The organism is Amycolatopsis sp. CA-126428 (assembly GCF_002904335.1).
Lineage (GTDB): Bacteria > Actinomycetota > Actinomycetes > Mycobacteriales > Pseudonocardiaceae > Amycolatopsis.
This window is the reverse complement of the sequence record NZ_PPHF01000174.1, coordinates 22,182-40,654: the sequence shown is the minus strand read 5'-3', so window position 1 is coordinate 40,654 and position 18,473 is coordinate 22,182. Positions and strand designations below refer to the sequence as shown.

15 protein-coding genes and 1 pseudogene are annotated in these 18,473 nt (G+C 68.7%); 10 read left to right on the top strand and 6 right to left on the bottom strand.

What is annotated here, in order from left to right:
• Nucleotides 1-95 precede the first annotated feature (95 nt).
• The 5 genes from C2L58_RS45290 to C2L58_RS45270 all read right to left on the bottom strand — a co-directional run bounded on the left by C2L58_RS45290 (nucleotide 96) and on the right by C2L58_RS45270 (nucleotide 4,284).
• The gene (locus tag C2L58_RS45290) at nucleotides 96-524 is read right to left on the bottom strand and encodes a hypothetical protein (RefSeq protein WP_103343794.1); all 429 of its coding nucleotides are present in this window, start codon (nucleotides 522-524) and stop codon (nucleotides 96-98) included.
• Nucleotides 521-1,414, bottom strand: a complete 894-nt coding sequence (locus C2L58_RS45285) for an SAM-dependent methyltransferase (protein WP_103343793.1) — start codon at nucleotides 1,412-1,414, stop codon at nucleotides 521-523. Before C2L58_RS45285 ends, C2L58_RS45290 begins: the two co-directional genes overlap by 4 nt.
• A gap of 117 nt (nucleotides 1,415-1,531) precedes the next feature.
• Nucleotides 1,532-2,524 (bottom strand): S1 family peptidase, encoded by a 993-nt coding sequence (locus C2L58_RS45280; RefSeq protein WP_158264253.1) that lies wholly within the window; start codon nucleotides 2,522-2,524, stop codon nucleotides 1,532-1,534.
• 309 nt (nucleotides 2,525-2,833) lie between these two features.
• The gene (locus C2L58_RS45275; protein WP_158264252.1) at nucleotides 2,834-3,727 is read right to left on the bottom strand and encodes an SAM-dependent methyltransferase; all 894 of its coding nucleotides are present in this window, start codon (nucleotides 3,725-3,727) and stop codon (nucleotides 2,834-2,836) included.
• Nucleotides 3,728-3,819: 92 nt separating this feature from the next.
• Nucleotides 3,820-4,284, bottom strand: coding sequence for a hypothetical protein (locus C2L58_RS45270; protein WP_103343790.1), 465 nt, complete (start codon nucleotides 4,282-4,284; stop codon nucleotides 3,820-3,822).
• A gap of 1,198 nt (nucleotides 4,285-5,482) precedes the next feature.
• On the opposite strand from C2L58_RS45270, the gene C2L58_RS45265 reads away from it, so the two are divergent.
• A complete protein-coding gene (locus tag C2L58_RS45265; protein WP_199191738.1) occupies nucleotides 5,483-6,787 on the top strand; it encodes an NAD-dependent epimerase/dehydratase family protein in 1,305 nt (434 codons plus the stop codon).
• Between the two features lie 10 nt (nucleotides 6,788-6,797).
• On the opposite strand, the gene C2L58_RS49040 is transcribed toward C2L58_RS45265, so the two are convergent.
• The gene (locus C2L58_RS49040; protein WP_146073812.1) at nucleotides 6,798-8,102 is read right to left on the bottom strand and encodes a hypothetical protein; all 1,305 of its coding nucleotides are present in this window, start codon (nucleotides 8,100-8,102) and stop codon (nucleotides 6,798-6,800) included.
• A 358-nt stretch (nucleotides 8,103-8,460) separates the two neighbouring features.
• Between C2L58_RS49040 and C2L58_RS45260 the strand changes: the two genes are divergently transcribed.
• The 9 genes and pseudogenes from C2L58_RS45260 to C2L58_RS45225 all read left to right on the top strand — a co-directional run bounded on the left by C2L58_RS45260 (nucleotide 8,461) and on the right by C2L58_RS45225 (nucleotide 18,321).
• On the top strand, nucleotides 8,461-8,904 hold the full coding sequence (locus tag C2L58_RS45260; protein WP_103343789.1) for a hypothetical protein: 444 nt from the start codon (nucleotides 8,461-8,463) through the stop codon (nucleotides 8,902-8,904).
• A gap of 335 nt (nucleotides 8,905-9,239) precedes the next feature.
• Nucleotides 9,240-9,587, top strand: a complete 348-nt coding sequence (locus C2L58_RS49035; RefSeq protein ID WP_146073811.1) for a hypothetical protein — start codon at nucleotides 9,240-9,242, stop codon at nucleotides 9,585-9,587.
• Between the two features lie 95 nt (nucleotides 9,588-9,682).
• Nucleotides 9,683-10,930, top strand: coding sequence for a methyltransferase, FxLD system (gene fxlM / locus C2L58_RS45255; protein WP_103343788.1), 1,248 nt, complete (start codon nucleotides 9,683-9,685; stop codon nucleotides 10,928-10,930).
• 42 nt (nucleotides 10,931-10,972) lie between these two features.
• Complete coding sequence (locus tag C2L58_RS45250) at nucleotides 10,973-11,152, top strand: FxLD family lanthipeptide (RefSeq protein ID WP_103343787.1); 180 nt, start codon at nucleotides 10,973-10,975, stop codon at nucleotides 11,150-11,152.
• 92 nt (nucleotides 11,153-11,244) lie between these two features.
• Nucleotides 11,245-14,394 (top strand): lantibiotic dehydratase, encoded by a 3,150-nt coding sequence (locus C2L58_RS45245; RefSeq protein WP_103343786.1) that lies wholly within the window; start codon nucleotides 11,245-11,247, stop codon nucleotides 14,392-14,394.
• Nucleotides 14,391-15,593, top strand: a complete 1,203-nt coding sequence (locus C2L58_RS45240; protein ID WP_103343785.1) for a lanthionine synthetase C family protein — start codon at nucleotides 14,391-14,393, stop codon at nucleotides 15,591-15,593. The genes C2L58_RS45245 and C2L58_RS45240 overlap by 4 nt, the downstream gene beginning before the upstream one ends.
• The gene (locus tag C2L58_RS45235) at nucleotides 15,575-16,558 is read left to right on the top strand and encodes a thiopeptide-type bacteriocin biosynthesis protein (RefSeq protein ID WP_103343784.1); all 984 of its coding nucleotides are present in this window, start codon (nucleotides 15,575-15,577) and stop codon (nucleotides 16,556-16,558) included. Before C2L58_RS45240 ends, C2L58_RS45235 begins: the two co-directional genes overlap by 19 nt.
• A 122-nt stretch (nucleotides 16,559-16,680) precedes the next feature.
• On the top strand, nucleotides 16,681-17,007 hold the full coding sequence (locus C2L58_RS49030) for a 3'-5' exonuclease (RefSeq protein ID WP_199191737.1): 327 nt from the start codon (nucleotides 16,681-16,683) through the stop codon (nucleotides 17,005-17,007).
• Between the two features lie 15 nt (nucleotides 17,008-17,022).
• A pseudogene (locus C2L58_RS45225) lies at nucleotides 17,023-18,321 on the top strand (IS701 family transposase).
• The last annotated feature ends 152 nt before the right edge of the window (nucleotides 18,322-18,473 follow it).

Genomic DNA, 18,473 nt, shown 5'->3' with positions numbered 1-18,473 from the left:
GCACGGTGACATCCTTCCAGGAGAGGCCGAAACCTCACAGGTGAGGTGTCAACCAGACCCTGGGCAGACCCTTGTCGGGTGCCATTCCTGGTCGGTCACCGGCCACCGCCCGTCGCGACGTCGCCGGCAGTAGCGGGTTTGCCGACGAGTTGCTCGGCGGAGGGTGCGGTGTCCTGGTGCGCTGCCTGCCGGTAGAGCTGCGCCGTGATCTGGCCGGTGGCATGCGCCCACGACCGCAGGTACCCGGCGAGCGTTCCCGAGGTCTGATGTGCAGGCGGGCTGTCTGCGACCTGGGTTTCCATCAGTGCGAGGGTGATCCGCAGCCGCCGCAGGATCTCGTCGATCGCCTCAGCCGCCCCCGCTGGAGAGAGACCGGCGTCGTGTCGCCGTAGGTAGAGCTCGGCCCCGACCGCCAGCGCCTGAAACGCCGCGCCCTCGTAGGCCGCGATCGCGTCCTCGGCCGTTGCCGCCTCGACGATGCCCAGGACAGCGACGCCGCACGGGCAGGCCATGCTCGAGGTCATCGGCGACCCCCGTGTCCGGTGATGTCGAGGGTCTGCTCTTCGCCCGGGCGGAGCTCGGCGGTGGCGGTGCACAGGTGACGGCCGCGGAGAGCCGTGCACAGGACGGAGGTACCGGCATCCAGGTCCAGAGTGACCGGTGCCGCGGAGTGCGTCGGGACGTCGCCGAGCAGCTGATCGGCTGCGAGTCGGTCCTCGATGGCGAGGGGGATGCCGGCCTCGGCGAACCGGGCAGCGAGCACCGACGTTCCGGTGTCGTCCGGATCGGTGGTCCCGTGGGCGGTGAGCTGGGTGATCGCCGCGAGACTGCCGCAGGGCGTGCTGTCGAGCAGCGCCAGGATGGCGGTGAGTCCGATCGCGGCCGGTCGGAGTAGTCCGGTGGCGAGGATCCCGAGCGGTGCGCCGTCGGCGAGCAGGTCCGTGACCGTCGGTGTTGTTGCGAGGTCGTGGTGGCGGTGGGCGGGTAGGCAGAGGACGTGGGAGCGGCCGGCGGCGGCGCCGCGGTCGATACGGTCGTGCAGGCCCTGGGTGACGGGGTCGTGCTCGATCACCACGATCCGCGCGCCGGCCTCGTGCAGGTCGGCCAGCGTGGACGAACCGGCCCAGATGGGTAGTCCGCCGGTGCCCAGGACGAGGAAATGGCGCAGCCCGCGATCGAGCATGGTCCCTGCGGCGTGGCGGTCCCAGGTGGCGACGGATCTTGCCACGCGAGGTAGCTGTGGGTGTTCGGCGAGGAGGCGGTCGGCGAAGATGCGGTCGACGGCGGTGTTGAAGTGGCCGTCGAGCAGGTAGTCGGCGACGGCGTCCCGGCGGGGGCTCTCGATGTCGACGGTTACGTGTTCGCCTTCGTGCGTGCGCGGGTGAGCGGGTGTGGCTGTGGTGAGTGGTGACATGTCGAGGCGCTTTCGTGCTGGTCGGGCGCCCGCGGTGGCCGTGCTTGCGGCCGGGGCCGCGGTGTGGCCGCGGTATCGGTTGTGCCGCGGCCACACCAGGGCGAGGGGTGTGGCGGGTCAGCGGACGGGCGCGGTGTGCGTGGTGGCGTTCGGGGCGCCGGGCAGCAGCTGGTGGATCTGCTGGGTGATCCACCACCGGTAGGCGTTGAGGTTGGTGTAGATGGCCGCGCTGCCGCAGAAGGCGGCGATGGTGCGGGAGGCTTCCCCGAGCAGGTACCAGTCGTCGCCGTGGCGCTGCAGCAGCCCGGAGCCGGAGTCGCCGCTGCAGACACCGCCGCCGGTCGGCGGGACCCCGGCGCATAGCTCACCGGCGCCGATGCCGCCCGGGGCGCACTTGCCGGCGTGCAGGAGCGGGACGTCGAGCTGGCTGAGCTGGGCCGGTGCGGGGCCGGTCCAGGCGGCCGGGTCGGTGGTGATGCCCCAGCCGATCGCCAGGGCGGACTGCCACCATCGTGCGGGCGCGATCCGGGCCGGGCGGACGCCGTCGATCTGGCCGGTGAATCGGATGAGGGAGACGTCCCAGATCTTGCCGTCCTGGTCCGGCATTCCCCAGGCCCAGTGCGGCGGGACCACAATCTTGGCGCCGGTGCGGACGACACCGCCCTGGAGGCGGTTGGTGGACCCGAACCGTGCGTGGTAGATCGCGGGGTCGCCGCGGTCGATGGTCGGGTCGCGCAGGTCGGTGCGGAAGCTGGCGAAGATTGCCTTTTCGGCAGGGCTCATCCGCGCTTGCGCGGCGGGGCTGGCCGGGTTGCTCAGGCAGTGGCTGGCCGACGCTGCCACCGAAGCTGGCTGGCCGGTTTCGTCGTAGCCCTGGGCGAGCAGGGTGACCCCGCAGGAGTGCCAGTCCGGGTCGTTGTGGTCGAGCAGCTGCAGGGAGCCGGCGCCGGCGTAGGCGACCGGGGCGGGATCGCCGCCGACGATCCGCGGGGACATCGTGGCGGTGGGCGGCGGAGTCGGGGTTGCGTCGGTGTCGGCGGTCGCGGCGGAGATGCCGAACAGCATCGGCAGCAACGCGAGTACTGCTGCGGCGGTTGTTCTGAGACGCACGATCAGGAATGTCCTTTCTCGGTAACGCATTCGGTGCGCAACGGCGGCACTCTGGATGCGCTGGGTCCGGTGCTCAGGTGCCTGGTCGTGCTCGGGGGGCCGTGAGCACGACCAGGCACCGGTGGTCACCCGCGATCTGGGCAGGCCGTTTTCTCGACCTGTGATCGCGGGCAGGTGACCGGCAACTCCGGGTAGCCGGTCGAGTCCGGGCAACAGGTGTCCTCGCGCAGGTAACCCGTGTATTCGTGCGAAGACGCCGGCGCCGGATCCTTGACCATCCGCGACGTCGGGGAACGGGCGGTCAGGAAGTCAGGTGCGTGGTGGCCGCCATGGCGGTTCGGGGAGTGCCTCGTCCGGTTCGAGTTTCTGGGTGAGGACTGCGGCGTTGAGATACCCGCAGACCGGTGGGCTGGGAGGCCCGTCGGGGTACCAGTCGAACGCCGGAACGATCCCTGGATGCACGAGGTCTGTGCCGGCGACCATCGCCGCGATCTCGCTGTGAGTGGCCAGCGTTCCGGTTCCGGGGCCGATGTCGTGCAGTGCTGTTTCGAGTTCGATGGCGTGGGCGGCCATCTCGGGGTGCTCGGGCATCAGCAGGTGCGTCAGGGCCAGGAACGATCCGACGGGCAGGTGCGCGATGTGCTCCTGCACTACGTGCGCGACCTCGGCGCGGGTTCCGCCGTGAAACGACATCACGCCGGCCAGAATCAGCGCGACCCGGTCGTCCTGTGGGGAGATCGACGGCGAGCCGTGGTGGTCGGGTGCGTAGAGGGTGTCCCACATCGCCGTGGGGTTCCAGGGATCGGCGCCCACGACGTAGACGCCACCTCGCGGGTCGGCGATCGTGCGCATTACCGCGCGGGTCAGCGGGTCACGTTCTACGTAGATCACGTTGGCGCGGTTTCGGGCGCGGTGGTTGTCTTCGCAGCGGCGGATGTAGGCGTGCAGGTCGTCGCCGGTCAGGCTGGGAAGCCCCGCACCGGCGATCACGATGGTGTCGATGCGGTGGTACTTGATCAGGTAGTTGACGGCGCGGTCGAGGAATTCCCGCTCGGACCGGAACACGAACCCAGCGTGCGGGACGCGCCGCGACAGTTCCCTGGCGGCGTTGCGTTCTCGGAGGTGTGCGTCCTTGCCGGAGGGGATGCGGCGGCCGTCGCTGAGGGCCTCACGGAAAGCGTCATAGAGGTAGGCAAGATTCACACGGCGAGGATCGGCCCCGCAGGGTTCCCGCCACGCCGGAACCGCCGCGGCCGGCCGACGGACTGGAGACTTGGAGGAGCTGCGTGTCTGTGTCATCGGCGTACCGGTGCCTCGGTCGACAGCAGGACGGTCAGGTGCGCAATGCTCAGACGGCAGCGGTCCGCGAGTGCCGCGAGGTCGCCCGGGCTCAGCGCGCGAAACGCTGGTTCTCCGGCGTTGAGTTGTTGTCGGGCCCAGCGCGCGGCGGGACGGAGCGCGTCGTGCTGGGTGGCGGCCAGGGCGATGAAGTCCACGGCGAGATCAGGATCCCAGCGGATGCGGCGTTCAGCGCGTGCCAGCAGTTCGGAGGGCCGGAGCTGGTAGATCTTGCTCGCTGTGGCGAGCTGGCGCAGGGACATCGAGCGGGTGGCTTTTTCCCACGTGCGGAGTGTTCTCGCCAGCGCTCGGTCGCCGGACCATGTGGCGAGCGCAGGGCGGGACCAGCCGCGGCTCTCCCGTTGCTGCTGTAGTTCCTCGCCCACGGCGTGGGCGAGTTCGCCGGTGTCGGTCGGACTCATCAGGATCGTCCAAGGCTTGTTGAGGGCAGATGGCGTGGGGAACGTGGGAGACCGTGGTCAGGTCCCTGCCGGCCGCGGGCTGTGCGCCCGTCGTCGGTATCAGGCGTCGGGCACCCGGTCACGGGCAAACCAACCTCGTGGAAGCGGCAGGCTCGACCGAGTCGTTCGCGGCGTCTGCGAGGTCATCGTTGGCGCAGCCAGGGTTCTCGCAGGTGACCGCAGCCGAGGTGCCGCGGTATCGCGGGGTGCGGCGTTGTGCCGCCGCGACGATGGCGCCGCGGGACGTCGCTGACGAGCAGGCGGGTGCGAGCACGCCGCTGGTATCGAACGTCGTGAAGTGGACACCGTGGACGCGCGGATGGTTGGTGGAAGGCGAGCGGAGAACGGTCGCCGTTGGCCGATCGGCCGGTGTTGCCGGTCGGGCCGGAGCCAGCGTTTCCATCGGTGATCACACTCCGCGTCAGGTAGGGCGTCGGTGGAGCGCCCCGGCCGCATGAGATCGGGGAGTTCTCGTGCGGCCGGGGCGCGCGGACCGGGCGGGAGGGACGTGTGTACTTCGCCCGTCCGGGCCGAGCTGTCGGGTTGGTCATGATGGCGGTGGCGGGTCGTCTGGTCCCCGAACAGAGTTGGCGTTGTCCTCTGGCGCCAACCTGGCGGAGAGTGTGCGCATCGTGGCCCTGAGCCGCTCGTACATCGCCGCCTCGTGAGCGGAAGGGATCTGTCCGTGATCTCCCCAGCCCTCCAGCCACGCCGTCAGCCAGGTCTGCGCGTCCTTCAACGGTCGCGCTTCGTGCGAGCTTGCTCGAACTGACTTCAACGCACGATCAATCGTTGCCGCGACTTCAAGAAGTCGCTGCCGGGCGTCCTCTTCGGACTCGACGTCGTGCCAGCTGATATCAGGTAGGCAAGCCAGCGCCTGACGCGCTCGCGCGATGGCGAGCCGCCGTTGCATGAGACGCCGGGCAAAGGGCGACCTCACGACGTCCCCGACCGACAAGGCGAGGCACCCGCGATGCGAGGTGCGAGCAAGCTGCTCGGCGCCGGCAGTTGTACGAGGTGGTCGAGGATGTCGAGAGCGTCGCCGCGTCGTTCCCACACCGCTTCGCCAGCGCGGGCGACGCGCTTGGCACACGCCTTGGTCTCGCTCTCGACACAGATCGCGTCGATGTACCCGGCTTTGCGCCAGATGAACTCGCCGGTGAACGACGTGATTGGACTGATCGGCGTCGTAGCCATCGGCACCTTCCCACCCTTCAGCCGGCTCGACCAACATCGTCTGATGATCTTCGCCACCGTGGAGGAGCAGGAAGAGGTCACCGAGGGGTCATTCGAGGTCAGTCAGAGGCCATCTGGCCTGGTCACAGGCGTGACAATCGAAAGAGTGCTGCTTCGTGGGTGCGGTAACGCTGAGGTGTCGGATGCCGTGGTCGGTGTTGGAGTGGAATGCCGACACCAAGTTCGTCAGGATGGGAGGATGACGCGTGTATTGGTGCTCGGAGGTTCCTGGTTCTTGGGGCGTGCCGTGGTCGATGAAGCGATTGCTCGAGGGTGGGACGTGACGACGTTCCGGCGCGGCGTTTCCGGCGACGACGCTCCGAGCGTGACGACGGTTCGCGGTGACCGAACGAACGCGGCTGATCTGCGCCGTCTGGCTGGTGCCGGCCCGTGGGATGTCGTGATCGATACGTCAGGGTTCGTGCCGCGCGAAGCGCTGGCGATCAGCCGCGTTCTCGAACCAGTTGTAGAGCGATACGTGTTTGTGTCTACGGTGTCTGTGTATGAAGGGTGGCCGACGAAGCCGCTTACAGAAGACTCTTCTGCTCTGGACTGTCCTCCTGACGCTGGTCCCGATTTCGGCTACGACGGAGACCCGGGACCGTCCATCTACGGTTTCACTAAGGCTGGCTGCGAACGTGCAGTAGTCGAAGTGTTCGGCTCGGACCGATCCGTGTTACTCCGACCGGGCGTCATCCTCGGGCCGCGCGAATACGTTGGCCGTCTGCCATGGTGGCTGCGACGAGTCGAGCGCGGTGGACGAGTTCTCGCGCCAGGTCACCCTAGGCGATCAATCCAACCAATCGATGTTCGCGACGTTGCCAAGTTCGCGGTCGAATCCGGCGTGGGTAGCGTAGGTGTTTTCAACCTTACCGCCACCGGTCAAGACACGATGGAAGACTTCTTGGTCGCGTGCCGTGAAGTGGTGGGCTCTGACGCGCAGTTCGAATGGATTACGGATGAAGATTGGCTGGTCAGCCAAGGTGTCCAACAATGGACCGAGCTGCCCCTGTGGCGGTCTTATGCTGGCGCTTGGGCTGTCGACTCCAGTCGGGCCCGTGCTGCGGGGCTTGAAACTCGGAACATTCGCGCGACAGTCAATGACACATGGTCGTGGTTGCAGTCTGGTGACGTAGTTGTCGGCCACGAGCGTGCTGCAGAGCAGGGAATCGATCCCGTGAAAGAACGCGAGATAATCGCGGCGTGGAACGCGCGAATTGGTCATTGATAGAACATTTTTATTCGCCTGACATTATTGCCTTGGTTGATGTGGTGCGAGCCAAGCTGCTTGCGGCGAAGTCCTCGACTGCTTCGCCGAGACGACCTGCTTCGGTTGAGCCGCGATAGCGGGCCGTACCGACAAGTCGTCCAAGGGCCAACATGCGCCGCGACAACGCCTCAGTTCGACGCGTGGGATCGATGTCGAGGACCGGAAGAAGGGCGTCCTCGGCCCCCGCGAGATCGCCACGAAGCGTGCGGGCAACACCGAGGTCGATCTGGGCTCCGAGTTCGCCGGCACCCCATCGTGACTCCTCCGGGAACTGGGAGAACAGCTCGAGCGCTGCCATAGCTTCAGTCTCAGCTCGATCTCCATCGCCGAGCGCAACGTACGCTGCTCCGGCGCACAGGCCACGACGGGAGCGGTCGAAGCCGAGTTCCCCGCCGATTTCATCGAGGAAAGTGTCGCCGCCTGCGCGATCGAGTTCGTCGGCGGCTTTGCTAAGTTCGATTTCAACCTCCTGTCGGGCGCCGATGAGCGCTAGTGAACGAGCATTGACGGAATGCAGTCGCGCCCGTGCTGTTCCTGCCGGCGCTGCACCCAAGGCTGCGGAGGCGATATTCGCCGCGCGCCGGGGCTGACCCGACCAGAACGCGACGGTTACCTGCAGCGCACGAGCCCATGCCATTAGTGATGGATGGTCGATGACGCTGCCGTACGTGTGTGCTGCGCGAGCTTGCTCTTGTGCTACTTCGGCGTGGCCGAGGTCCCATGAAACCGAGGATAGAAGTCCGCACGCGAGGCCGGCGACAAGATATAAGTCCGACTGTTGGCGAGGTTTATGTGTGCGGTCAAGCTGCTCGTACACAGTGTTCCTCAGCTTTATCAAATCGGTCAGCATTGGTAGTGCAGGAGTTACGTAGTAAGCCTGTGCGGCATATTCTGCTGCCGAATAGAGATGTTCAAGCGCGGACGGGTCTAGTGCAGAAGCAGCTTCAATCGCATGCTCGACCGATTCGCGACCAGTATTCACCACGAGTTCCTCTTCTGTGACAGCGGTACCCTTCAGTGCCAGTTCTGCCGGACCAAGAAGGCGTTCGACTGACTCTTGCCACCAATGCTCCAGGACCCGGCACGAGACAGCCTGCGGCGTGGGTGCGTCGCCGGAAAACCAGCGCTTGACCGTCCGCTCGGAGACGTGCAGCTCGCCTTCGCCAGCGCGGACAGCCTGGGAGCAGTACTCCCTCATGAACGCGTTCAACGACAGATGAGATGCGCGAGCGAGTTGCTCAAGCCGTGAACGTGGCGTCTTACTGGCGGCCATGTCGATTACCTCCTGCGTCCACGGTAGCTGGCCGAATCTGCCTCCGCGCTTCTGAACAGGGCGAATGTCCCTCAGGTGGCCTGCCGTGGCCTCATGGTGGCCTCCGCGTGCGTCCTTGCGGCAATGAAGATCGATAAGTGCACCGCGGAAGCTCTGGACGTGACGCTCGCGCTTCCGTGCCCAGAACGGTTCAAGCGATCACGCTCTGTGTTAGGGCCGTCCGCCTTGAAGCAGAGCATTACTCGGATGCGTCGGTCTGGTGGTGACGAACCGGTCGGTGCGCCGCGACCAGCAGCGAATTCGAGCCAGCGCTGGGCTGGTCCAGGGCCACTGCCCTCTATCTGCGAAGGAGCGATCGATGACCGTGGTTCTTCCGGCGCCGAGGACGTCCCTGTCCGAGTTTCTGCACGCCGTGACCCAGGTTCTCCGCGGTGAAGACCGCAGTCACGGCTTGGTGACTGCGTTGCAGATCGCGCGGCTGGTTCCGGCAGTGTTCGTGCCCGGCATCGAGCGCCAGAATGCGGCCGCGATCGTCGCTGCAGGGCTGCCAGAGGTGACCTACCGTCGCCGGACACTGCACCGCCGCCTCGACGAGCACCTGTTTCTCGACATCGGGGCCGGAACCGGCGTGCGGGTCATGGCTTGCTGGGACGACCGTGCGTATCGGGTGCGAATGCACGTCGCAGAGATCGGCGAGAGCCTCCTGTGGGAGCGGATCGTCGTGCACTTCACCGAGTGGGAACGCGCTGGCCGTCCGGTTCCGGCCGCAAGCTGCACACGCCGACCGGGTCGCCGAGATTAGCGTGAACCGGGATGGAGGGGGTGGATATCCGGCCGGTGGCCGGGGTGATGGTCGCGACGGACAGCCCAGCCGGTCGGGCCGCCGAGGCGATCAACGACCTGACCCGACACCTGCCGGAGCCCGATGCGCCGGCGGTCTGCCCGACGTGCGCGGGCCGGTTCTGGCCCCTGCACCTACTTTCATGACGCCGCCTGTCGCGTGCACACCGCGCAGCTGCGGGGTCGGCGACGTCGTCCCCCTGGAGCTGCATCCTCGCTTGTGGCCACCGCACGCGAGTCGGGCATCAGCTGGGACCCGTGCGTGGCCATCTGACTCTCCTGATGAGGTGACCGACCGTGGATGAAGTCCTCAGCTCAACCTTGCAGAGCGCAGTGTTCGGCCGGCTGGATTACCTCGACCGGCTAGCCCGCGAGGGCGACGAGTCTTCAAGAGCCGCTCTCGCCGACACCGAAATCACCCGCTTGACCAGGGCGTGGCGATGTCTGCTGGTCGCGCACCAGCCGGACGAACGCGGCCGATGCCCGCAGTGTTCGGGTCGGCGGCGATCTCGCCGGCGACCTTGCTCGGTATGGAACATCGCCCACCAGCACCTGATCGCCGCCGACGGCATTCCCGTCGGCCGCGCCGGCAGGCATGCGGCTGCCACCGGCCGGTCGACCGTCGCGGTGCTGGGGGCCTCCTGACCAGGGGCAGCGCCGTGAACCTCGACGCGGCGCGCTCCTGGTCCACCGAGACACAGGCCCCAGAAACTGTCAGACCTCCCTGAAAAGGTAATCACGTGAACACACTCCGACACGGCGACGCCATTGCCGCCAAGCTCCGCGATGCCCTGGTTGACACTCTTCTCGCGAAGGGCATGATCACCTCGCCAGAGGTGGAGCGGGCCTTCCGCACGGTGCCGAGGCACCTGTTCGTCGCCGACGGCACCCCGCTGGAGGACACCTACAACGTCGACAACTCGGTCGCGATCAAACGCGATCCGGACGGCGTGATCATCTCCTCCACCAGCGCGGCCTACATCCAGGCCCGGATGATCGAGCAGGCCGGACTCACCGCGGGTATGAGCGTGCTGGAGGTCGGATCGGGCGGCTTCAACGCCGCCCTGCTGGCCGAGATCGTCGGCCCGGACGGGCGGGTCATCAGCGTGGACATCGACCCGGACGTGACCGACCGCGCCCGCGAACTGCTGGAGCAGACCGGCTACGGCAACCGCGTTGACGTCGTGCTCGCCGACGCCGAGAAGCCGCTGCCGGGCCTGTACGAACCGGTCGATGCGATCTTGGTGACGGTCGGGGCCTGGGACCTGGCGCCGGCGTGGCTGGCGGGCCTGGCCGAGGGCGGCACGATCGTCGTTCCGTTGCGGATGAACGGAGTCACCCGCGTCATCGGCTTCCGCCGCGAGGGCGACCACCTGGTGAGCACCTCGTCCGAGGTGGCCGGGTTCGTCCCGATGCAGGGAGCCGGCGCACGCGACGAACGGGTCTTCCTGCTGCCCGACCGCAACGGCCACCACGTCAAGCTGCGCTTCGAGAGCGACGTCCCGGCTGGGCTGGACCTGCTGGACGGGGTGCTGGCGACCGAGCGCACCGAAGCCTGGTCCGGTATCACCATCAAGCACGGGGTGTCCTTCGCCGACCTGCACCTGTGGCTCGCCGTGTTCCTGCCCGGCTTCTGCAAGCTGGCTGCGGACGAGGGCACCGACCTGGCCACCGAGCGCAAGGGCTGGTTCCCCTTCGGTGCGGTCCGCGGCGATTCGTTCACCTACCTGGCCGTCCGCCCACTTCCGGACGGCGGCGGATCGGAGTTCGGCGCGCGTGCCTACGGGGCCCACGGTGACGACGCCGCGACCGCGCTGATCGAGCAGATTCAGGCATGGGACGCCCAAGCCCGCGACCGCGAACCCGCGTTCATCTACTGGCCGACCGGCTCCGACCGGCCCGAGTTCGGCAAGGACACAGCCGTGCTGGTCAAGACGCACGGCGTGGCCACGATCTCCTGGCCCCCGGCGGCGTCCGCCGCTCGGTGACCGGGTGCCCGGCACAACCCGAGAAATGAAGGAGTGAACCGAATGTCAGCAGCACTGGCTGTCGAGCCCGTTGGCGTGGTCGATGACGCGGAGTTCGAGCTGGACCTGCGCGTGGTGGAGTCCTCCACCAAGCTCGTGATCACGATGTGCGACACGAGCGACGGATGCGGCAGCACCTGCAGCACCAGCGCGTGCACCACGTTTTCCAACGACCCGTACTGATCCAACCCCCTGCTGTCGGCGTCCGAGTCTGGCTCGGGCGCCGACAGCAAAGGGTGCCCTTGATCGTGACCGGGTGAGGAGAGCCGACCGCCATGACCGTGTCCCCGCGCTACCAGCACGCCGGCCTGCTTCTGGCCCGCGTCACCACCGATCCCGGTGATCTCGACCCACCGACGCGGCTCCACCCGGGCGACCCGGTCGCGGTCGAGCAGGAAGGCAGTGTGTGGCTGGCGAAAGTGTGGGCGTGCCCGGAGGTGCGGGACGCGATAACGCTGGCCAGCCCCGTCCTCGGCGCCCGCGTCGACCGCATCGTCAACGATGGCACCACCAGGACCACAGCGAAGGAGTTACGTCGTGCCGTGGTGTCTGTGGCGTCTTACCTGTTGCGATGGCAGCGGCGGTCGACGCCGTTCGGCCTGTTCGCCGGCGTCGGCGTTGTCGACATCGGTCCCGCGACGGCCGCCGTCGGAACGCGGCATCGGGCCGTGGCACGGGTGGACGGCGAATGGCTCACCGCGCTGATCGACCGGCTCGAACGGCATCGCGTTCTGCGCCGGCGTTTTACGGTCGTGGTGGACGACGCGCGGATCGTGCGCGATGGACGCGTGATCGTGCACTGCCGGGCCGGGGTCGGCGCCGCCACACCAGGGCCGTTGCGGGAGTCCTCGGTGCGGCTCACCCGCCCGGTCAGGTTCGCGTTGGCCGCGGCCGCTGCGCCGATTCGCTTCGACACCCTCGCCGAGCGGATGACCGGCGAGTTCCCGTCTGCGTCGCCCGGCAAGATCGACGCCTTGCTGCACGGCCTGGTCGACGCCGGTGCCCTGATCACGAGCCTGCGGCCGCCGATGACCAGCGCTGACACCGTGGCCCACCTGGTCGGAGCCTTGCGCGCGGCCAACGCGGAAACTCTCGACGACGTCGCCGCAGTCCTGCGTGACCTCGATGCCATCACCGTCGACCTCGCCCGGCACAACCACGCAAAGGACCCTGATCAGGCGCGGGACATCCGCGCCGCGGTCGCGGTCCGAATGCGTGTCCTGGTGCCTGATGCCCGCGATGTACTGGCCGTCGACGTGCGCCTTGACGCGGCGATCACCCTGCCCGCGCGGGTGCTCGACGAGGCCACACGAGCCGCCACCATCCTGCTGCGGACCACGACACAGCCGTTCGGGACGGCCGCGTGGCTCGACTACCAGGCACGCTTCCTCGCCCGCTACGGTCCCGGCGCGCTCGTGCCGGTGCGGAACCTGGTCGCCGAGTCCGGCCTGGGCTACCCGGCCGGCTACCTCGGCGCGCCCCGCGCCCGGCCCGCGTGGCGTGCGCTGACCGACCGCGACGCCGCCCTCCTCGCGCTGATCCAGCAGGCCACCCTGTCCGGAGCGCAGGAGATCGACCTGACCGACAGCGACGTGGAGGCGCTGACCGTCGGGGACCATTCCGACGTTGTCCTGCCTCAGCGTGTCGAACTGGGCGTCGCCGTGCACGCCGCATCGACGGCGGCGATCGACCGCGGCGAGTTCCAGCTGAAGGTCACGGCGGCGCCCCGCGCGTACACCAGCATGGCCGGCCGATTCGCCGACCTGCTCGACGACGCCGACCATGCCCGGCTGGCCGCGACCTACAGTGCACCGCAGCCTCCGTCGGATCAGGACGTCCCGGCCACGGCGGCCACGGACGTGGTGGCCGTACAGCTGTCGTTCCCACCGCGCCGACCGCATAACGAGAACGTCGCGCGGGTTCCGCCACTGCTGGGGAACGTCGTATCGCTGTCGGAGCATCCCGATCCGATGCGCCCGGACCTCACCGTCATCGGTGTGGACGACTTGGCGGTCACCGCCGACGCCGAGCAGCTGTACCTGGTGCAGATCTCCACCGGAGGGCGGGTGATACCCCGGATTCCGCACGCGCTGGACACCTCGGTGCAGAGCCCGCCGCTGGCCCGGTTCCTTGCCGAGGTCGCCGACGCGCGCAGCGCCGTGTTCCGCGGCTTCGATCTCGGCGCCGCCAGGGTCCTGCCCTACGTGCCACGCCTCCGCTACCGCGGCACAGTTCTGGCCGCCGCCCGCTGGCTCATCTCCGACACCGATCTGGCCGCGCGCCCGAAAGCCGGAGGTGATGACGAGGGGCTGCGGGCGTGGCGGCAGCGGTGGCAGGTACCGGCCAGGGTGGTGCTGGTCCACGGCGAGCTTCGCCTGCCCATAGACCTCGACCAAGAACTCGACCGCTCACTACTGCGGGCCCGCCTGGAGCGAGCGGGCCGAGTCGAACTGCACGAAGACGGCCCGCCGGACGGACAAGGCTGGATCGGGCGACCGGCAGAGCTGCTGATCCCGATGACCGCGATCACCCCGCCAGACCGGCCGTTACCCGCCACCGCAGCTCCCAGTGCGGCCCTGCAGCCCGGTGACTCCGCCCTGGTGCACGCGCAGATCGTCGGCAACCCGGCACTCTTCGACGAGATCCTCACCACGCACCTGCCCCGGTTCGCCGCCGAACTCCACGACGCCGGCGAACCGGACAGCCGGGTCGCGTCGTGGTGGGTACGGCGGCACCGCGACATGATCCGACCCGAGGCCGACCAGCACCTCGCAATGTTCCTGCGCCTGACTCATCCGCGGCACTACGGCGCCGTCGCCGCCCGGCTGGCCGCGTTCGCGACCGACCTCGATTCCCGCGGGCTTTCCGGCCAGCTCACGCTCGCCCCGGCGCCGCAGCACCCCGCCCGCTACGGCGACGGCCTCGTGCTCGCGGCGGCCGAGCAGGTCTTCGCCACCGACACCGCGGCCGCCATCGCCCAGCTCGCCACGGCGCAGGTGTCCGGGATTCCCGCCCAAGCGCTGGCCGCGGCGTCAATGACGCATCTGGCCGCGTCCTTCGCGCCCGATCCGCGCACCGGATACCGGGCGCTGCTGGGATGCCTGCGCCAAGAGCACGGGCCGCTGGACCGGGAACTACGCGAGCACGCGCTCGCCGTGGCCGACTCCGCCGATGGCTACCGTGCCGTTCGCGCGCTGCCCAGCGGCGAGGCCGTCGCCGCCGCCTGGCGTGCCCGCGACGCCGCGCTGTACGCCTATCACAAGGCCCTCATCCACCATGGGCGAGAGCCGGTCGGGGTGCTGCGCACGTTGCTGCACGAGCACCACATCCGCGCCGTCGGCGTCGACCCGACCTTCGAGAAGGAGACTGGCCGCCTTGCCCGCGCGGTCGCGCTGCGCCTGCTCGCCGCGGCCGGTGCCCGATGACGGCCGACGCGAGCCTCAGCCCGGACGGCGCGGTGTCGTTGAAGCCCGATCAGGTGACCGGCCAGTCCCTGGCCCGTGGCGCGGTCGCGGGTGCGCTGCTGCACGTCGAACGCGCGTGGACCGGCGCCGGCAGCTGGGCCACCGCGCAGGACCACATCCGCCGGGTGGCGGCAGGACCGATCGACGCCGCCGATCATGCCGGCCTGTACTACGGGGCGCCCGCAGTCGCGTTCCTGCTGCACGCCGCCGCCGACCACCATCCCCGCTACCGCACGGCCAGCCAGACGATGGACGAGCACGTGTTGCGCACGACCCGGCGGCGCCTGGCCACCGCCGCGACCCGGATCGACCGAGGGGAGCCCGCGGCGTTCGCCGAGTACGACCTGTTCTACGGGCTCACGGGCATCGGCGCTCTGCTGTTGCGCCATCACCCCGGCAGTGACGAGCTGGCCGGAATCCTGCGGTACATCGTCACTCTCGTCACCCGACCACGCCGCGAGGATGGTGTCGAGTTGCCGGGCTGGTGGGTGGCGCATGATCCGGACGAGATCCTGCCGACCCCCGGCGGGCACTCGAACTTCGGCATGGCTCACGGCGCGGCCGGGCTGTTGGCCTTCCTCGCCCTGGCCACTGTGGGCGGTCGTGTGGTCGAGGGCCAGCGCGAGGCCATCGCCGCGCTCACAGCCTGGTTCGACCGGTGGCGCCAGGACGGAGCAGAGGAGCAGTGGTGGCCGCAATGGATCACCCGCGAGGAGCTGAACGCGGGCCGCCCCGCCCACGCCGGCTCGGGTCGGACTTCCTGGTGCTACGGGACGATCGGCATCGCCCGCGCCCAGCAACTGGCCGCCCTGGCCACCGGCGACACCCGACGCCAGCACGACGCCGAAGACGCCCTGGCCGCGAGCCTGACCGACACCCAGCTCAACCGGATCACCGACCCGGGCCTGTGCCACGGCATCGCCGGGGTGTTCCAGACCGCCTACCGCGCAGCCCGCGACGCCCGCGGACCGAAGCTGGCCGACCGGCTCCCGACGCTGGCCGACCGGCTCACGCAGTACGCACACGGTGCTGAAGACAGCGACCAGGCGGACACGGCCGGGCTGCTGACCGGACGTGCCGGAGTGGACCTGGCGCTTGAGACCGCGCGGCGCAGCACGCCGCCTCACACGGGATGGGACGCATGCCTGCTGATCACCTGATCACCACGCCCAACACGACCACACTGCCCACCGGCCTCAACGCCGCGGTGCTCGCGGTACTCGCCGACGCCGACCCCGCGGACGTCGCGGCTCGCCACGCCCTGGGGCGGGTAGACCTCGACGATGCTGTGCGGACTTACCAGGCCGCTGGGGTCGCCGCGCTGGAACGACGTGCCGAAGACGCCTGGTACCAGGTGCGCGTCCAGTTCGCCGACTGGTCGGCCGCCGAGACCGTCGGAGCGACGATGCTCGGACCGGCCCTGGACGATCTCCGCGCCCGTCAAGCGATGGCGGGGTGGTGGTTCCTGCGCAAACACCCCTGTTGGCGGCTACGCCTGCTGCGTGCGGACGTCGCGGCGGTCAACGGCTTGCTCAACGAGCTGACCAACACCGGTGTCATCGCGCGGTGGTGGCCGACAGTGTACGAGCCGGAGACCGCCGCCTTCGGCGGCGCGAACGGCGTCGACACCGTTCACCAGCTGTTCTGCGCCGACAGCGCGGGCGTGCTCGACTACCTGCGCCACGACGCCCCCGGCCTCGGCCGTCGCGAACTGTCCCTCCTACTGGTGAGCGCTCTGATGCGTGCGGCCGTGCTGGACACCTTCGAATGCGGCGACGTCTTCGACCGGGTCGCCCGGCTACGACCCGCACCCACCGACGCCGACACCGAACGCCTCGGCAAGCTGGTCGAGAACGCGCGCCTGCTCCTGTCGATCACCGACCTCGCCGACAGCGAGCTGTTCGCCCCTGACGGCCTGGTCGCGCACGCCACACCATGGCTCGCCGCCATGCACGCCGGCGGCCAACAGCTCGGCCACGACGCCGCAGACGGGCAACTGGGCCGAGGTTTGCGCGCCATCCTCACCCACGTGGTGATCTTCCACTGGAACCGCTTCGGCCTCTCCGCCACCAGCCAAGCCATCCTCGCTCGCGCGGCGGCCACCGCACTGCTGCCCCGGAGCTGACCATGAACCCCACACACCACGCGTTTACGTTGCCCGCTGCTATTCGCCGCTCACCGCCGCTGGACCGGCTGGCTGATTCAGCGCCCGCAGGCCCGGTCGGCGACGAGTCGGGTGGAGTTGCCGTGACCAACTACACCGGTCTCTGGACCGAAGCCAACCTGGTCGCCGTCGACCTCGAAGGCAGCGGACCTCAGGACCCCACCGGAGAAGCAATCCTCGAAATCGCCCTCGTCCCGATCCGCCACGGCGTTCCGGACATCGACCGCGCCTTCAATTCCTTGATCAACCCGCAGCGGAAGATCACCCGCGGCCCATGGATCTCTCCCGGGATCACAAATGCCGTCCTCGAGCAGGCGCCGACCCTCGGCGAGGTCACACCGAAAATCTCGAACTCGTGGCCGGCGCGAGGGCTAGTACTCCAGCCGCACTTTGTAATGGACGCTGTGTAGTGTGTCGATCTTGTGGTGACTGATGATGACCTGGCCGCCTGGGTGTCCGGGTTGGATGACCTGTTTGCGGAGGTTGCGGGGCGGTTCCATCGGGCTCAGCCTCGGCGCAGGGCCCGTGCCTACGTGCGTGGTCTGTTGGCGCCGCTGGCCGGCAAGACGGCTGGACGCTGGCCGAGGCTGCCGGTGACATCACTCCGGACGGGATGCAACGCCTGCTCAGCGCGGCAACCTGGGACGCCGACGGTGTCCGTGACGACATCCGCGACTACGCGATCAACCATCTGGGTGAGCGTGACGGTGTGCTGATCGTCGACGAGACCGGATTTTTGAAGAAGGGCACCAGATCCGCCGGTGTGCAACGCCAGTACTCGGGCACTGCCGGACGCATCGAGAACTGCCAGCTCGGCGTGTTCTGTGCCTATGCCACCAGCAAAGGCCGGACTTTGATCGACCGTGAGCTGTACGTGCCGAAATCCTGGACCGCCGATCGGGACCGCTGTCGCGAGGCGGCGGTTCCCGACGAGGTCGAGTTCGCGACCAAGCCCGTGCTCGCGCAGCGGATGCTCGCCCGCGCCCTGGACGCCGGCGTGCCCGCCACCTGGGTCACCGCCGACGAGGCCTACGGCGGCGACTCGAAATTCCGTCGCTGGCTGGAAGACCGCCGGATCGGCTACGTCGTGGCTGTGCCCAGCAGCCAGACCATCCCCGCGGTGGCTGGCACCTCCCGCGCCGACGCGCTCGTCGCCCACGCACGCGCCGAGGCGTGGAAACGCCGCAGCTGCGGCGACGGCGCCAAAGGACCACGAATGTTCGACTGGGCCGTCGCCGAACTGCCTGCCTATCCCGACACCACCCCGCCCGGCTGGGGGCGCTGGTTGCTGGCCCGCCGTTCACTGACCGGCAACGCCAAGGGTAAGCACGAGATCGCCTACTACCTGTGTTGCGCCCCAACAGGAACGACCGATAAAGATCTGATCCGGGTGGCCGGTGCACGCTGGGCGATCGAGGACTGTTTCCAGACCGCGAAAACCGACGTCGGCCTGGACCAGTACCAGGTCCGCCGCTACGACGCCTGGTACCGGCACATCACCCTGGCCATGCTCGCCCACACCTACCTCGCCGTTACCGCCGCAATGGCCCCCAAAGCCCTAGCAGCGGCCTCATCCCCATCACGCTGGGCGAGGTCAAGCGTCTCCTGGCACACCTGATCACCACCCCGCTCGACCGCCTCGCGACCTGGGCCTGGTCACACTGGCGCCGACGCCACCAGCCCCGAGCCCGACAAGCCCACTACCAGCGAAGACAAGCTACTGATCACGAAGTGCGGCTGGAGTACTAAGCAGCTCCTTGAATCCGGTGCCGGCAGCATTGACGAGGTCGCCCGGTGGGTCGGCCTCGGCACCGCAGCCAACCTCCGTGCCCGTTTCCGCAAAGCCAACCGGTATCAGCCCGATCGCCTACTGCCG

Bases quoted from the DNA above. Each gene is read 5' to 3' on its own strand.
- C2L58_RS49040 (WP_146073812.1), bottom strand. From the start codon at position 8,102: ATGGCCGCCAGTAAGACGCCACGTTCACGGCTTGAGCAACTCGCTCGC.
- C2L58_RS45245 (WP_103343786.1), top strand. From the start codon at position 11,245: ATGACCGTGTCCCCGCGCTACCAGCACGCCGGCCTGCTTCTGGCCCGC.
- C2L58_RS45285 (WP_103343793.1), bottom strand. From the start codon at position 1,414: ATGTCACCACTCACCACAGCCACACCCGCTCACCCGCGCACGCACGAA.
- C2L58_RS45270 (WP_103343790.1), bottom strand. From the start codon at position 4,284: ATGAGTCCGACCGACACCGGCGAACTCGCCCACGCCGTGGGCGAGGAA.
- C2L58_RS45235 (WP_103343784.1), top strand. From the start codon at position 15,575: ATGCCTGCTGATCACCTGATCACCACGCCCAACACGACCACACTGCCC.
- C2L58_RS45250 (WP_103343787.1), top strand. From the start codon at position 10,973: ATGTCAGCAGCACTGGCTGTCGAGCCCGTTGGCGTGGTCGATGACGCG.
- C2L58_RS45240 (WP_103343785.1), top strand. From the start codon at position 14,391: ATGACGGCCGACGCGAGCCTCAGCCCGGACGGCGCGGTGTCGTTGAAG.
- C2L58_RS45260 (WP_103343789.1), top strand. From the start codon at position 8,461: ATGACCGTGGTTCTTCCGGCGCCGAGGACGTCCCTGTCCGAGTTTCTG.
- C2L58_RS45290 (WP_103343794.1), bottom strand. From the start codon at position 524: ATGACCTCGAGCATGGCCTGCCCGTGCGGCGTCGCTGTCCTGGGCATC.